The 14187-nt window shown below is 68.3% G+C and carries 15 protein-coding genes; 8 read left to right on the top strand and 7 right to left on the bottom strand.

Annotation, left to right across the window (positions count from 1 at the left end):
- Window positions 1-2 precede the first annotated feature (2 nt).
- Window positions 3-167: a hypothetical protein gene (locus O3139_RS02090; protein WP_269515251.1), complete on the top strand. Its 165-nt coding sequence runs from the start codon at window positions 3-5 to the stop codon at window positions 165-167.
- On the opposite strand, the gene O3139_RS02085 is transcribed toward O3139_RS02090, so the two are convergent.
- The 4 genes from O3139_RS02085 to glmS form a co-directional block, all read right to left on the bottom strand.
- Window positions 164-1051 (bottom strand): SDR family oxidoreductase, encoded by an 888-nt coding sequence (locus tag O3139_RS02085; RefSeq protein ID WP_269515250.1) that lies wholly within the window; start codon window positions 1049-1051, stop codon window positions 164-166. The genes O3139_RS02090 and O3139_RS02085 overlap by 4 nt on opposite strands.
- Before the next feature lie 8 nt (window positions 1052-1059).
- A complete protein-coding gene (locus O3139_RS02080) occupies window positions 1060-2316 on the bottom strand; it encodes an NAD-dependent epimerase/dehydratase family protein (protein ID WP_269515249.1) in 1257 nt (418 codons plus the stop codon).
- 83 nt (window positions 2317-2399) lie between these two features.
- On the bottom strand, window positions 2400-3296 hold the full coding sequence (locus O3139_RS02075) for a UTP--glucose-1-phosphate uridylyltransferase (protein ID WP_269515248.1): 897 nt from the start codon (window positions 3294-3296) through the stop codon (window positions 2400-2402).
- Window positions 3297-3364: 68 nt separating this feature from the next.
- A complete protein-coding gene (glmS, locus tag O3139_RS02070; protein WP_269515247.1) occupies window positions 3365-5194 on the bottom strand; it encodes a glutamine--fructose-6-phosphate transaminase (isomerizing) in 1830 nt (609 codons plus the stop codon).
- Window positions 5195-5313: 119 nt separating this feature from the next.
- Between glmS and glmM the strand changes: the two genes are divergently transcribed.
- The 3 genes from glmM (at window position 5314) to O3139_RS02055 (ending at window position 8284) form a co-directional block, all read left to right on the top strand.
- A complete protein-coding gene (glmM, locus tag O3139_RS02065; RefSeq protein ID WP_269515245.1) occupies window positions 5314-6663 on the top strand; it encodes a phosphoglucosamine mutase in 1350 nt (449 codons plus the stop codon).
- A gap of 83 nt (window positions 6664-6746) precedes the next feature.
- A complete protein-coding gene (locus O3139_RS02060; RefSeq protein WP_269515244.1) occupies window positions 6747-7421 on the top strand; it encodes a hypothetical protein in 675 nt (224 codons plus the stop codon).
- A 47-nt stretch (window positions 7422-7468) separates the two neighbouring features.
- The gene (locus tag O3139_RS02055; RefSeq protein ID WP_269515243.1) at window positions 7469-8284 is read left to right on the top strand and encodes a LytTR family DNA-binding domain-containing protein; all 816 of its coding nucleotides are present in this window, start codon (window positions 7469-7471) and stop codon (window positions 8282-8284) included.
- A gap of 36 nt (window positions 8285-8320) precedes the next feature.
- On the opposite strand, the gene O3139_RS02050 is transcribed toward O3139_RS02055, so the two are convergent.
- Both O3139_RS02050 and O3139_RS02045 read right to left on the bottom strand, forming a co-directional pair.
- Entirely contained in the window at window positions 8321-9640 is a 1320-nt protein-coding gene (locus tag O3139_RS02050) for an FAD/NAD(P)-binding protein (RefSeq protein ID WP_269515242.1), read from the bottom strand.
- A gap of 72 nt (window positions 9641-9712) precedes the next feature.
- On the bottom strand, window positions 9713-9949 hold the full coding sequence (locus O3139_RS02045) for a hypothetical protein (RefSeq protein ID WP_269515241.1): 237 nt from the start codon (window positions 9947-9949) through the stop codon (window positions 9713-9715).
- Window positions 9950-10190: 241 nt separating this feature from the next.
- On the opposite strand from O3139_RS02045, the gene O3139_RS02040 reads away from it, so the two are divergent.
- Window positions 10191-10616 carry a DUF2141 domain-containing protein gene (locus O3139_RS02040; RefSeq protein ID WP_269515240.1) on the top strand — a complete coding sequence of 142 codons (426 nt, stop codon included), beginning with the start codon at window positions 10191-10193 and terminating at the stop codon, window positions 10614-10616.
- A 136-nt stretch (window positions 10617-10752) separates the two neighbouring features.
- Window positions 10753-12219: a carotenoid oxygenase family protein gene (locus O3139_RS02035; protein ID WP_269515239.1), complete on the top strand. Its 1467-nt coding sequence runs from the start codon at window positions 10753-10755 to the stop codon at window positions 12217-12219.
- 45 nt (window positions 12220-12264) lie between these two features.
- On the opposite strand, the gene O3139_RS02030 is transcribed toward O3139_RS02035, so the two are convergent.
- Window positions 12265-13047, bottom strand: a complete 783-nt coding sequence (locus O3139_RS02030; RefSeq protein WP_269515237.1) for a LytTR family DNA-binding domain-containing protein — start codon at window positions 13045-13047, stop codon at window positions 12265-12267.
- 70 nt (window positions 13048-13117) lie between these two features.
- Between O3139_RS02030 and O3139_RS02025 the strand changes: the two genes are divergently transcribed.
- The gene (locus tag O3139_RS02025; RefSeq protein WP_269515236.1) at window positions 13118-13543 is read left to right on the top strand and encodes a DUF2141 domain-containing protein; all 426 of its coding nucleotides are present in this window, start codon (window positions 13118-13120) and stop codon (window positions 13541-13543) included.
- Between the two features lie 100 nt (window positions 13544-13643).
- Window positions 13644-14174 (top strand): DUF2306 domain-containing protein, encoded by a 531-nt coding sequence (locus tag O3139_RS02020; protein WP_269515235.1) that lies wholly within the window; start codon window positions 13644-13646, stop codon window positions 14172-14174.
- Window positions 14175-14187: the final 13 nt, after the last annotated feature.

Here is a 14187-nt window from a genome sequence, read left to right as displayed (position 1 = left end):
CAATGGTCGAAGCCCACGCGCCTGAAGACGAAGCCAGCACGCTAAAGTCGCAAATGGGAATGGCTGTGGCGGAGATCGGTCGAGTTACCGAGTCCATCTACAAGATGCATCCGGACCTTTACGACCATGTAGACGCGCAGATCGAAAAGTACGGTCGCCTCTCCTAGCGCACCAAGGTCTGGGGCGCGGTGGGTGCGAGCTGAGCCTCCAGCCCCTCGCGCCACGTCGGATACAGCGGTCGCCAGCCCAGTTCCGCCTTGGCCCGGGCGTTCGAGATGCGTTTGCTGTCGAGGTAAAACCGCCGCATCGCGTCCGACACCGAGGGATCGGTCCAGTCGACCTCGAGCGGACCGGGCAGGCCCATGCGCTCGGCGGCCCAGCTCATGACCTCGTCGGCGGGCGAGGGTTCGTCGTCACACAGATTGTAGGCGGCCCCCGGGCGCGGGCGGGCGATGGAGGCGAACATTCCCGCCACGGCGTCGTCGACATGGATCCGGTTGAAGATCTGGCCGGGCTTTCTGACGATCCGGGCAGAGCCGTCGCGCAGCCGGTCCACCACTGAACGTCCCGGCCCATAGATGCCCGGCAGGCGGAAGATCTGCACCGTCAGCCCCATGCCCCGCCCCGCGTCCAGCCAGTCGGCCTCGGCCCGGACGCGGCGGGCACCCTCCAGACTGGCGGCATTCAGGGCGTCGTCCTCGAACACCCAGCCGCCCGCGCGGTCGCCATAGACGGCGGTGGACGAGACATAGCCGATCCAGTCCGGATAGGCCCCGCTGGCACCGAGGGCGGGCGACAGGGCCCGCAGGCCGGGACAGCCGCGCCCATCCGGCGGCGCGGTGATGAGGATGGCAGACGCCTGCGCCACGGCCGCCTGCATCGCCGCCCCGTCCTGCGGATCGACCGCCTGCAGGCCCCCCGTTTCCAGCGCGGCGCGGCGGTCGGCATCGCGCGAGGTGGCAAGGGCCGTCATCCCGCGCCGCCCGGCCTCGCGCGCGGCAGCGACGCCGAGATAGCCCGCACCGAAGATGAGCAGGGACGGCGTCGTCATGGACCGGGTCAGCCGACGACCCGGGTCCGGATGGGGTCAGGCCGGAACGCGGCCTTCGCTGCCGCGCCGGGATCGGCGGGCACTGCCCTGATCGCTTCGGCCCGTGCGCCGTTCCAGGCGGAGACGCAGGGAATCTTCGAACGGTCGGCCCGGTCGGCATAGCGGCGGGCGATGTCGGTCACATCCGCCATCAGCCCCTCGGCCAGGGTGATGGGCTTCAGGCCCAGGTCGCGGAACTGGTCGTTGGCCACCACCAGCTCGTTCTCGTCGGCCTCCTGACGGGGATTGGCGACGTTGTGGATCTCGGCCCCGGTCATGTCGGCGACCAGGACGGCCAGGTCGCGCACGCGGCGGCTCTCGGTCATCTGGTTCAGAATCTTGACCCGTTCGCCCGACTTCGGCGGGTTGTTCAGCGCCAGCTCGACGCAGCGCACCGTGTCCTGAATGTGGATGAAGGCCCGCGTCTGGCCCCCCGTGCCGTGGACCGTCAGCGGATAGCCGAGCGCCCCCTGCATCAGGAACCGGTTCAGGACGGTGCCGTAGTCGCCGTCATAGTCGAACCGGTTGATCAGCCGCTCGTCCAGCCGGGTCTCTTCGGTCTGCGCCCCCCAGACGATGCCCTGATGAAGGTCGGTGATCCGCAGGGCGTCGTTCCTAGCGTAGAACTGGAACAGCAGGGCGTCCTGGGTCTTGGTCATGTGATAGATGCTGCCCGGATTGGGCGGGAACAGGATCTCCTGCTCGGTCGGGCCGAAATCCGTCTGGACGGTGACGGTCAGATAGCCCTCGGGAATGCGCAGGCCGGCGGTCGTATAGCCATAGACCCCCATGGTCCCGAGATGCGCCAGATGCACGTCCAGCCCGCTCTCGACGATAGCGGCCAGCAGGTGGTTGGTGGCGTTGATATTGTTGTCGACGGTGTAGAGCTTGTGACGCGCCGACTTCATCGAATAGGGGGCGGCGCGCTGCTCGGCGAAATGGACGACGCTGTCGGGCTTCTCGGCACGAATCAGGGACACAAGGCCGTCGAAATCCTTGCCGACGGTCAGGTTCGCGAACCCGATCTCGCGGCCGGAAACCTCTTTCCACGCGGTGATCCGGTCCTGGATCGTGCCGATCGGGGTCAGGGACTGGACCCCCAGTTCCACGTCGATGTCGCGGCGGCTCAGGTTGTCGACGATGACCACGTCCCAGCCCCGCGCCGACAGATGCAGCGCCGTCGGCCAGCCGCAGAATCCATCCCCGCCCAGAACCAGAACCTTCATCCGCCCGCTTCCCCTTGTGTTCGTTGGGCTATGCGTAGCCGATGCGCAGGGGCTGGCAAAGCGCGACTGTCTCTCCCGGCCCTTTACGGGGAGGCGGAACCCTGCAGCAGCGACGCCACCGCTGCCCGCGCGGCCTCGCCGAGCGAGCCATGCTTCAGGCCATAGGCGACGTTCGCCCGCAGCAGTCCGACGGGATCGCCGCAATCATAGGTCGCGCCCTCATACTCCAGGGCGTGGAAATCCCTGACCTTCATCAGCCGCGCCATGGCGTCGGTCAGCTGGATTTCGCCGCCAGCCCCTGTCTGCTGGTCGGCCAGCAGCGGGAAGATGTCGGGCGTCAGGACGTAGCGACCCGAGATGAACAGGTTCGACGGCTCGGTGCCGAGCGGCGGCTTCTCGACCATGCCGGTCATGCGATTCAGGCGGCCCTGCTGACCGTCCAGCGCCACGATGCCGTATTTGTGGGTCTCGCCTTCGGGGGCCTGCTCGACGACGACGACATTGCCGCCGGTCGTCTCATGGGCGTCGATGGCCTGTTTGAGGGCGGGCGTGTCGGCCATCATCAGCATGTCGGGCAGCATGACCGCGAACGGCTCGTCGCCGATCAGGTCCCGGGCACAGAAGACGGCGTGGCCGAGACCGAGGGGGGCCATCTGGCGCACGAAGCTCATCTCTCCGGGCTTCGGCAGGTCGGCGACCACCTGGGCCAGGATGTCGGCCTTGCCCTTGGCCTTCAGGATCGCCTCCATCTCGTAGGCATGGTCGAAATAGTCCTCGATCGAACCCTGGCCGCGCCCGACGACGAAGATGATGTGCTCGATGCCGGAGGCGCGCGCTTCCTCGACGATGTGCGACAGGATCGGCCGGTCGAACACATTCAGCATGTTCTTGGGCGTCGTCTTGGCGGCGGGCAGGACGCGGGTGCCCAGACCGGCGACGGGCAGGACGGCCTTGCGGACGCGGGACGACGATGAACTCATGGGACTCCCCTGACGGCACAGGGCAGCCTAACGCATGTCGCGCGCGTTCGTCTCCTCCCCGTTTGGGGTCATTCCACCGTCACCGACTTGGCCAGGTTGCGGGGCTGGTCGACGTCGGTGCCCTTGTGGACAGCGGTGTAGTAGGCCAGCAGCTGCACCGGCACGGCATAGACCAGCGGCGCGATCAGCGGGTGGCAGTCGGGCGCATGGATGCGACGAATGCCGGCGCCGTGCGGATCGGGCGCGGTGCGCGGCGCGATCATGATGACCGGACCCCCGCGCGCGGCGACCTCCTGCAGGTTCGATGCGGTCTTTTCGAACACATCGTCCAGCGGGGCCAGGGCGATGGTGGGGGTTTCCTCGTCGATCAGGGCGATCGGGCCGTGCTTCAGCTCCCCGGCGGCATAGCCCTCCGCGTGGATGTAGCTGATCTCCTTCAGCTTCAGCGCGCCTTCCATGGCCAGGGGGAACATCGCCCCCCGGCCGAGGAACAGGACGTCGGTCGCCCTGGACAGGTCGTGGGCGACGGCGCGGATGTCGGCATCCATCTGCAGCGCCTCGGCAATCAGCCGGGGGGCCTCGAACAGGGCCTTGACCAGCTCGCCTTCGGATTGTCCGTCGACCCTGCCGCGGGCGACGCCGGCGGCCACCGCAAGCGCCAGCAGGGCCGAGACCTGGGCAGTGAAGGCCTTGGTCGAGGCGACGCCGATCTCCGGACCCGCATGGGTCGGCCAGAGAACATCGGCCTCGCGGGCCATGGACGAGGAATGGACATTGACCACGGCGGCGGTCTTGAGCCCCTGCGCCTTGCACCAGGTCAGGGAGGCCAGGGTGTCTGCGGTCTCGCCCGACTGGCTGACCGCGACGGCGAGCGTCCCCGGCGTGATGGCTGGCGAACGATAGCGAAACTCCGACGCGATCTCGACGTCGCAGGGCAGGCCCGCGATCTTCTCGAAGGCATAGCGACCGATCTGCCCGGCATAGAAGGCGGTGCCGCAGGCGACGATCTGGATCCGGTCGATCCGGGCGAAGTCGATCGCCCCGGCCTCCAGCGTCTGAACCCTGGCCTTGCCGGTCACCAGGTCGAGATAGTGGGACAGGGTGTGCTGGACGCTGTCGGGCTGTTCATGGATCTCCTTTTCCATGAAGTGGCGATAGGCGCCCTTCTCGACCATGGCCGAGGAGGCGGAGACCTGAACCACCGGCCGGTCCACGGGCGTTCCGGATGCGTCGAACATGGTCGCGCCCGCGCGCGTCACGGCGACGAAATCGCCCTCTTCCAGATAGCTGATCTTCTGGGTGAACGGCCCGACCGCCAGGGCGTCGGAGCCCAGATACATCTCGCCCTCGCCCCAGCCGACCACCAGGGGACTGCCCTTGCGCGCGCCCAGGATCAGCGCGTCCTCGCCCTCAATCAGAACGGCCAGGGCATAGGCACCCGTCAGCCGGTCCAGCGTGGCCTTGAAGGCGTCCAGCGGCGACTTGCCGGTCTCCAGTTCGTGATCCAGCAGGTGGGCGACGACCTCGGTGTCGGTCTGGCTCTCGAAGACGCGGCCCCCCGCGGTCAGCTCGGCCTTCAGTTCGGCGAAATTCTCGATGATGCCGTTATGGACCAGGGCGACGCGGCCAGCCTTGTGCGGGTGGGCATTGGGCGTGGTCGGCGCGCCGTGGGTGGCCCAGCGGGTGTGGCCGATGCCGATGGTGGCGTTCAGCGGTTCGGCGGCCAGAACCGCTTCCAGCTCACGGATCTTGCCCCTGGCGCGGCGGCGTTCGATCCGCCCGTCGACCATGGCCGCGATCCCGGCCGAGTCGTAGCCGCGGTATTCCAGCCGCTTCAGGCTGTCGATCAGACGGGGAACGGCCGGGCCTGTGCCGGTTACGCCGATGATGCCGCACATAGGGGGTCTCCGTGGTCCGCCCCGCCCAAGGATGACGGCGTCGATATCCTGCTCTAGGACGGGCTTGGGACGTCATCACCTAAAAAGGCGTTTCGGATGATTTCGGCCGGGAGCTGACGATGGGCGAGCGCAAATATTTCGGCACCGACGGCATTCGCGGGCGCGCCAACACCAGCCCGATGACGGCCGAGATCGCGCTGCGCGTCGGCCTGGCGGCGGGCAAGCTGTTCATGTCGGGCGACGACCGTCGGCATCTGGTCGTGATCGGCAAGGACACGCGTCTGTCCGGCTATATGATCGAGCCCGCCCTGGTCGCCGGATTCGCCTCGGTCGGGATGGATGTACGGACCTTCGGCCCCATACCGACGCCGGGCGTGGCCATGATGACCCGGTCGATGCGGGCCGATCTGGGCGTCATGATCTCTGCCTCGCACAACGATTACGCCGACAACGGAATCAAGCTGTTCGGCCCGGACGGCTACAAGCTGTCGGACGAGATCGAGCTGAAGATCGAGGCGATGATGGATGCCGGTCTGGACGAAGGCCTGGCACCGTCCAGTCGACTGGGTCGGGTCAAGCGGATCGACGACGCCCCGCCGCGCTATATCGAGATCGCCAAGGCCGCCTTTCCCCGCCACCTGTCGCTGTCGGGCCTGCGCATCGCCGTCGATTGCGCCAATGGGGCCGGATACCGTGTCGCGCCCACGACCCTGTTCGAACTCGGGGCCGAGGTCTGCGCCGTCGGCGTGTCGCCCAACGGGACCAACATCAATGCGGAGTGCGGCTCGACCCACCCCGAGACCCTGGCGGCGGCGGTCAAACAGTACCGCGCCGACATCGGCATCGCGCTGGACGGTGACGCCGACCGGCTGATCATCTGCGACGAGAACGGCAAGGTGGTGGACGGGGACCAGATCATGGCCCTGATCGGCCGCGACTGGGCGCGGCGCGGCGTTCTGAAAGGCGGCGGCGTTGTGGCGACCGTCATGTCCAACCTGGGTCTGGAGCGCGCGCTGAAGGCCGATGGCCTGACACTGGAACGCACCAGCGTGGGCGACCGCTATGTGATGGAACGGATGCGGGCGGGCGGGTTCAACCTGGGCGGCGAGCAGTCCGGCCATCTGATCCTGCACGACCATGCCACGACCGGTGACGGGCTGATGGCGGCGCTGCAGGTCCTGGCCGTGCTGGTCGAGAGCGGCAAGCCGATGAGCGAACTGGCCCGCCAGTTCGAGCCGGTGCCCCAGCTGCTTCAGAATGTGCGTTTCACGGGGGGCAAGCCACTCGAGACCGCAGGCGTGAAGGCGGCGATCGCCGAGGGCGAGGCGGCCCTGACCGGGGTCGGACGGCTGCTGGTCCGGCCGTCGGGCACCGAAAAACTGATTCGCGTGATGGCCGAGGGCGACGACGGGGCCTTGGTCCGGCGCGTGGTCGCCGACGTGGCAGCGGCGGTGAAGGCGGCGGGATAGCCTGGCTGCAACTCGTCACGCGAGGCTGGACTTCGTCCCCTTGTGCGTGACGCCCCGAGCCGAAATCGGGGATCAACCGGTTCATGACCGAGCTCTTCAAGACAACTCTGTTCATTCATATCGGGACCGGACTGGTCGCTGTGGCGGTGGGATTGCTTCCGCTGCTGACCCGAAAGGGTAGTCGCCTTCATCGTCTGGGCGGCAAGCTCTTTGCTTTTTTCATGGCGGCGCTGCTTGCCTGCGCATGGGTCATGACCGCCCTGCACTTTCGGACCTACTTCGCCGCCCTTTCAGCCACCGCGACGATCACCCTGTTCTCGGGCCTGCGGGTTCTCGGCCGCAAGCGCCCGGACCTTCGCCCGGAAGATCGCGCCGGATGGCTGGACTGGCTCGTCACCGCCGGTGTGCTTCTGATTGGACTCTCGGTCCTCGTCCGGCTCCTGAGGGGACATGCGGATGGACCACCGGCCGTCTCGTGGGCTCTGGTTTACGCCGCTCTGGCCTATGGCGGTTGGGATCTCTGGCGCTTCCTGCGCCCGACAGACTGGCCATTCTCGACGAACCTGTGGCTGTATGAGCATCTGGCCAAGATGCTCAGCGCCTACGGCGCGGTGCTGAGCGCCTTCTCCGGGAATTTTCTGACTGCCCTTGCGCCGCCATGGAGTCAGCTCTGGCCGACCCTCGTATTTCAACCCCTGGCGATCGCATGGATCATCACCCTCGTCGTCAAGCATCGGGCTCCTGCTTCCAGGGCCTGACGAACAGGCTTGCATCTGTTCCGACGCGGGTCTGGACGTTGGGGTTTGTGATCTACGCCTATTTCGCGACGATCGTGTCGGCGGCGTGGTTCATTCGCCAGGACCCGCCATCCGACGATCCGGTGGGCCTGATCCGGTCGCTGCTCTGGAGCGGCGCATCCTTTTTCGTCTGGCTGCCGACCGGTTTGCTCGTCTGGTTCATCCTGCGCACCCTCGGGCCCGGGCCGAGGGGCCTTCTGGCCTTGTCCGTGTCGACCCTGCTGGCGGCAGCCAGCGGCTCCCTCTGGTCATCAGCGGTCGGCTTGCAGTTTGCAGACCGGTCACTGGCCTTCGATGACTGGGGCGCCCGCGCGATCGCTCATGCGCCGGTCGCCCTGCTTCTGTCGACCGCCGTCACGCTTGTCGGTCTGGCGGCCACGCATCGTGACCGCTCATTCAGGGCGCGCCGAGAGATCGAACATCTTCGGTCCGCGCTCGCGGCCGCGAAGGTCGCGTCGAAAGCAGGCACGGGGCCAGAGCCGGTGCGGTTGCTCGTTGCCGTTGGGCGGCGGCGCTTCACGCTCGACCCAAACGACGTCGAGCGCTTCGCCTCTGCGGCCAACTATGTGGTTGTGCACTGGTCGGATCGGGAAGGCTTGATCCGTGAAACCCTGAGCGCGCTCGAGGAGCGGCTGGATCCCAACGTCTTCGCCCGCTGTCACCGGTCGACCATCGTCAATCTGGCAAGGGCCAGAGAGGTCCTTCCGCTGGCGGACGGCGCCTGGCGGCTGACGATGATCAGCGGCGCGGACGTCATTGTCAGCCGGTCCTACCGCGAGCAGATTCTGAAGCGCCTTGGGCGCCCGGGCATGATCGGAGGCTGAGTCACGGCATTGGCGTAATGGCGAAGCGTGTCCGCTTCAGCCGATCAGACTCTGGGATATCAGCGCGCCCGTCACCTGATCGATCCGCTTTCGGATATCCGGCACAGCGATCGTCTCCCAGAAGGCGGCGCGCGCGGGCGGGCCGAGCACGAACAGGGAAGGATCAGGCTGGCCTTCACGATCAAGCACACGGCCGAGCGGATCGAGGTCGAGGCCCAGCCGTAACGGATCCAGTCGCGCCCGTCCGCTGGCGATCAGCGGGGCCGTCAAGGGATCAGCGTCGGCGGCGTGACCGGGGCCGGTGCAGTCAATCAGCCAGGATGCGCTGAGCGGGGCAGCCTCGCCGCGCCGGTGGCGCCACTCCAGCCGGACGCCCTGATCGTCTGCGGTGATCGCGTGAACCCGGCCGGTGAAGAGCGAAAGCCGGCCTTCGGACCGCATCCGCTCCATAGCCTGGCCGATCACGGTCGCCAGCCGATGGCGATGCACGTCCCAGAAGGGACGCAGGTGTCGAACGATGCGTCGGCGGGTCGCGACGTCGGCCAGAACCCACAGATCGGCGGTGATGGGACGCAGACCCTCCATCAGTTCGCGCCAGCCGTGATCGCGAGCGAGGGCGCGGGCGGCCTTCAGGCGTTCCGACAGGGGCGCGGTCAGCAGGGTCCGTGTCGGCTGGAGCGGCGGGTCGGGACGCTCCCCGTGCGCCCGGGGCATCAGGCCGCGTCGGGACAGCGCCATGGCCCGGCCGTGCCAGCCGCGCCCTTCCAGCATCAGCAGCATGTCGACCATCGTCAGACCTGTTCCGACGATGATGACATCGTCGTCGACGTCGATCCGCTCCAGCGCGGCCGGGGCCCATGGGTCAGAGAGGATGCGCCGGGAAGAGCCGGACCCGGCCGTGCGGGGCGCGGGATTGCCCGTCGCCAGCACCACGGCACGAGCCGGGATGAGAGATCCGTCCCCCAGGCGCACGCCGGCCGTCTCCACCGCAATCACCTGACCGACGAGGCGTCGGATCAGGTCAGGATGGGCGGCCTCGACCGCCGCCAGTCGCGCCTGAACATAGAGGCCGTAAATCCGGCGCGGCGCGAATCCGTCCGGATCGGCCAGCGCGGGGTGGGTCGCCTTCAGCCAGACGACGAAATCGTCCGGTCGGTCGGCGATGGCGCTCATCCGTCCCGACCGCACGTTCAACAGGTGGCCGTCGAAGGGGGTCGAATAGGCGACGCCCAGTCCGAAATCGGCTGTGCGGTTGATCAGGGTCGAGGCCGTTCCACGCTCGGCAAGCCGGGCCGCCAGCATGGCACCGGAAAAGCCCCCACCGACAATGGCCACGCTGTCGATGGGTTTGGTCACGCATCCTCCCGCTGGACAGGCGGGTTCTGAACCGGTGCGGCAACGCGGTCAAACAGGAGGCCGGTCCGACGTTCAGTTCCGCAGCCGTGTGCCGGCGTCAATGATCTTGCAGACGTAGTCCGTCTGCGGACGGCCGGTCTGACCGCCGAACTCGCTCGGTGTCAGGATGCCGCCGCGCGCCCTGCAGTCAGCCTCCAGCCGGGCGAGATCGCTATCGTACCGGTTGGGGTGTCCGTCCGCACTGGCACAGGCCGAGGCCGCCAGGGTCAGGGAGAGGGCGAGACCAATTTTCTGCGCAGACCGGGTCATGGGATCAATCTCCTGGCATGATCGCTCGATCATGCGCCCCGGATCCCGATGCGGAAAGTGTTCGTTGGCGACGCCCCCCCCGAACCTGTCCATTCGCGCATCGCGGACGACCACGCGCGGCCACTGGCGAAGGCGCGGCGGCCAACGGTGCAAACCCGATAGCCACAGGCGATCGGGTCGCCGACGGTCCGGGTATCGAAGGCCCGGTGGTCGGACCTTCCAGTACACGAAAGCACGCACCATGGTCCGCACCGCTACCCTGATCGCCGTCCTGACCCTGTCCGCAGCCCCTGCCTTCGCCGTCGAACCCGGCACGGACGCGTCGGTCAGCCTGACCTTCGAAACCGGGTCAGACACCGGCGCAGTGATGGTTGCCCTCTACGACGAGGCGACCTATGGCGGCGGCCAGCCCGTCCGCGCCGCCCGCATCGACGTGGCCGGCGGCGAGCGCTCGGTGACCTTCGAGGGTTTGGCCGACGGCGACTATGGGGTGAAGGCCTTCCACGATGTGAACGGCAACGGCCGGATGGACACCAATCCCTTTGGCATGCCCACCGAACCCTTCGCCTTCTCCAACAACGCCGTCGGCAACATGGGCCCCGCCAGCTGGGACCGCGCGCACTTCGCCGTGGCGGGCGAGACCGCCCAGACGATCAGCATTCGCTGAGAAGGTTTGCGGGCTACCGCTCGCCACGCGGTGGCTCGCTGCCTGAGCCAAGACCTTGTTTGCGGGCTACCGCTCGCCACGCGGTGGCTCGCTGCCTGAGCCCGGATTGTTCCAACGCATTCACATGAGACCCGCCATGACCCCCTCCCGCCGCCACGTCCTGATGGGTGCTGCCGCCCTGTCAGCCGCTGTCGCCACGCCCGAAATGGTCCGTGCCGCAATCGCCCGGGACGTCGCCGCGCCCTGGGCCCTGGCCACGGCTGATCTGGAGGCCGACGTCACGCCCCGCGCCATGCGGCTGGTCCACGGCCGGGCACCGGCGGGGCTGGAGGGGACCCTGTTCCGCAACGGTCCGGGCAAGTTCCGCAGGCCCGGCGGGTCGGCCACCCACTGGTTCGACGGCGACGGCCTGATGCGGTCGTTCACCCTCAGCCACGGTGGCGTGACCCTGGCGGCCCGATTCGCCGATACGCCCAAGCGCCGGACGGAGACCGAACTGGATGCGGTCGTCACCCCGGGCTTCGGCACCCCCGGCGATGCGCGCGCCCGCGTCGGCTCCAACGACGACGCCAACGCCGCCAACACTGCCGTGATGGTCACGGGCGACAAGGTCTGGGCTCTGTGGGAGGGAGGCGCGCCCCTGGCGATGGATGCCTCGACCCTGGCCACCGAAAACTTCGTCACCCTGCGGCCCGACCTGAAGAGCATGCCCTTCCAGGCCCACCCCCGTTTCGCCCCCGACGGCACCATCTGGAACGTCGGCACCCATGGCGAACAGGCCATCGTCTGGCACCTGAACCGCGACGGCAGCCTGATCGACGCCCAGGTCGTGACCCTGCCGCGGGCCAGCTATCTGCACGACTTCACCGCGACGGAGCGGTCGCTGATCTTCGTGCTGCAGCCCTGGGTGTTCGACCACCGGGGCATGCCGTTCCTGACCCAGTTCGCCTGGAAGCCCGAGCTCGGCACCCAGGTCCTGGTCGTCGACAAGGCGGACCTGAGCCGGACCCGTCTGTTCGAACTGGAGACCTTTTCGTTCTTCCACCTGGGCGACGGCTGGGAAGAGGCGGACGGGACGATCCGCTTCGACGTCGCGGCCAATGTCGACAATACCTTCGCGGTCGAGGGCGCGCGGGTCCTGGTCGCCGGGCGCGGCACGGTTCCCGGCCAGCCCAGCATCCTGAAACTGGTGACCCTGCATGCTGACGGCCGGGCCGGGATGGCGTCATCCGGGCAGGCGGCGGAGTTCCCCAGGGGCGATCCGCGCCGGGCCGGTCTGGCCCGGGACCTGACCGTCCATGTGGCGGGCGAACGCGGAGGCCGACCCCTGCCGAACGGATTGGCGATCCAGGACTGGAGGACCGGCCGAAGCCACGGCTTCAACTTTGACGACACCCAGATCATGGAAGAGGCCGTCTTCGTGCCCAAACCCGGCACCACGGCCGAGCGCGATGCCTGGCTGGTCGCGCCCTCGATCAATCTGGCGGAAGGCGTGACCGAGCTGCATGTGTTCGATGTCGCCCGCGTCGAGGATGGCCCGGTCGCGACCTGGCGGGCCGACGTGGCCCTTCCGGCCGGCTTTCACGGGGCGTGGCGGGGGTGACGGGCCAGGCCGCGCGCCACCGCGGCGCAGGGATCACCCGCAAGGTCAGTACCAGCCCGCTTCCCTCAGGGCCCTTGCATAGCGACGGCTGACCGGTGCGATCAGGCCGCCTTCCAGCGTCAGGGTTGCGCGGCCGTCGCCCCTGGAGATGTCGCGCACGGCGTCCCGGGCGACCCACCAGCTGCGGTGGGTCTGGGCCCCCTCCAGCCCCTCCAGCTCCTCCAGCGCATCCGACAGCCGCATCAGGATCAGGTCGGAACCCCGGTCGGTGTGGATCCGCAGATAGTGGTCCTCGGCCTGGACTGCACGGATTGCGGCTCCGCGCAGCTTGATCGGCAGCCGGTCGGGGAAGCGGGCAGGCGCGGTGCCGGTCGGGGCCGCATGGGTCTGGACCGGCTGGGCCCTGCCGAGGAAGACGTTGAGGGCGCTCATCACCGCCGTGATCGTAACGACAGGTCCGAACGACAGCGGCAAGGCGGCCAGCGCATAAAGACGCTGCTCGAAGATCAGGCCCGTCGCCGACCAGACCATCAGGGTGACCGGCCCGCTGATCAGCGCGGTCAGACCCACGACGGTCAGCCACGGCCGCTCGTCCATGTCGATCCAGCGCTCGATCAGCCGCGAACAGACATGCCCCCAGCTCGCACCCGCCAGCATCACAGGCACCCAGTAGACGAGCCGCAGCCACAACGGCGCCTCCACCGTGCCGAAAGCACCGGTCAGGGCCAGAACGACGCCCGCGGCCGCCGCCAGGCCCAGACCCCGCGCCAGGGTCACGGTCGGCGAACGGCCGGGACGGGCCGCAGGCTGTGGCAAGGTGGCGGTCATGACTGGACGGGCGGCTCCGGCGAATGGCATCTGGGGTCGGGGCGTTCGCAGATCACCAAAAGGCGTTTCGATGAAGTTGGCAATCGCGGGGATCGTCACGGCCCTGGCGACCCCTGCCCTGGCGACTCTGGCCCTGGCGTCCGACCTGACGCTGGAGATCGCCTCGCGCGGCTCGGGCGGCTCGATCGCCGTGGCCGTCTATCGCGACGCTGCCTCATTCCGACGGGGCGAGGGACCGGTCGCGACTCGGACCGTGCCGCGGACGGGGGCCGTGACCCCGGTCGTCATTCCGGGGCTGGCGCCGGGCCGCTATGCGGTGGCGGCCTTTCACGACACGGACGGCAACGGCGACCTGACCCTGTGGCCCATCGGGGTGCCGAGGGAGGCCTATGGTTTCTCCAACGACGCGCGGGGCAGATTTGGCCCACCGCCGTTCGACGCCGCCGCGATCGACGTACCAGCCCGGGGTGCGCGGACGGCCTTCACCCTGCGATAGGGCGCGTCCGTTGGCGAAGGCGGCGTGGTCGGCCGCGAAGCGGCGCTGGCCCGTTCGGCGGTGATGCTGAACGGTGGCTCGAACCCGCAAGGACCTCGCCATGACCCACCTGATCCCGACCCAGGGCCCGCTTCGCAGAAGCCTGACGGTCGTCCCGCCCCTGATCGCTGCGGCCGTGCTGGGCGGGTTCCTGTTCGTGCTCGCGCCGGGCTGGGGCCTGCCGGTGCGGCTTCATGCGCCCGACTGGGCCCTGCTGGCCGATCAGGCCCCGGTGCTGCAGGTTCATATTGCGGCGGCGACGGCGGCCCTGGTGATCGGGGTCGTTCTGCTGGCGGGCGTCAAAGGCAACACCCTGCACCGGACGCTGGGCTGGACCTGGGCCATCGCCATGGCGACCGTGGCGATCAGTTCGATCTTCATCCGCGACATCAATCACGGCGGATTTTCGTGGATCCATCTGTTGACCGGCTGGACCCTCATCATCCTGCCGATGGCGCTCCAGGCCGCGCGGTCCCACAATATCGCCGCGCATCGCAGTCGGATGACCGGGCTGTTCGTCGGGGCCCTGCTGATCGCGGGCATGTTCACCTTCTTCCCGGGCCGGCTGATGTGGCGGGTCTTCCTGGGCTGAAAACAGCACCGGC

The organism is Brevundimonas subvibrioides (genome assembly GCF_027271155.1).
Classification (GTDB): Bacteria; Pseudomonadota; Alphaproteobacteria; order Caulobacterales; family Caulobacteraceae; genus Brevundimonas; species Brevundimonas subvibrioides_D.
Note: the sequence above shows the minus strand (reverse complement) of the source record. Positions and strands in the feature narration are given on the sequence as shown.

Excerpts from the sequence above, each read along its gene's own strand:
- O3139_RS02090 (WP_269515251.1), top strand. The coding sequence starts at position 3 with ATGGTCGAAGCCCACGCGCCTGAAGACGAAGCCAGCACGCTAAAGTCG.
- O3139_RS02085 (WP_269515250.1), bottom strand. The coding sequence starts at position 1,051 with ATGACGACGCCGTCCCTGCTCATCTTCGGTGCGGGCTATCTCGGCGTC.
- O3139_RS02080 (WP_269515249.1), bottom strand. The coding sequence starts at position 2,316 with ATGAAGGTTCTGGTTCTGGGCGGGGATGGATTCTGCGGCTGGCCGACG.
- O3139_RS02075 (WP_269515248.1), bottom strand. The coding sequence starts at position 3,296 with ATGAGTTCATCGTCGTCCCGCGTCCGCAAGGCCGTCCTGCCCGTCGCC.
- glmS (WP_269515247.1), bottom strand. The coding sequence starts at position 5,194 with ATGTGCGGCATCATCGGCGTAACCGGCACAGGCCCGGCCGTTCCCCGT.
- glmM (WP_269515245.1), top strand. The coding sequence starts at position 5,314 with ATGGGCGAGCGCAAATATTTCGGCACCGACGGCATTCGCGGGCGCGCC.
- O3139_RS02060 (WP_269515244.1), top strand. The coding sequence starts at position 6,747 with ATGACCGAGCTCTTCAAGACAACTCTGTTCATTCATATCGGGACCGGA.
- O3139_RS02045 (WP_269515241.1), bottom strand. The coding sequence starts at position 9,949 with ATGACCCGGTCTGCGCAGAAAATTGGTCTCGCCCTCTCCCTGACCCTG.
- O3139_RS02040 (WP_269515240.1), top strand. The coding sequence starts at position 10,191 with ATGGTCCGCACCGCTACCCTGATCGCCGTCCTGACCCTGTCCGCAGCC.
- O3139_RS02035 (WP_269515239.1), top strand. The coding sequence starts at position 10,753 with ATGACCCCCTCCCGCCGCCACGTCCTGATGGGTGCTGCCGCCCTGTCA.
- O3139_RS02030 (WP_269515237.1), bottom strand. The coding sequence starts at position 13,047 with ATGACCGCCACCTTGCCACAGCCTGCGGCCCGTCCCGGCCGTTCGCCG.
- O3139_RS02025 (WP_269515236.1), top strand. The coding sequence starts at position 13,118 with ATGAAGTTGGCAATCGCGGGGATCGTCACGGCCCTGGCGACCCCTGCC.
- O3139_RS02020 (WP_269515235.1), top strand. The coding sequence starts at position 13,644 with ATGACCCACCTGATCCCGACCCAGGGCCCGCTTCGCAGAAGCCTGACG.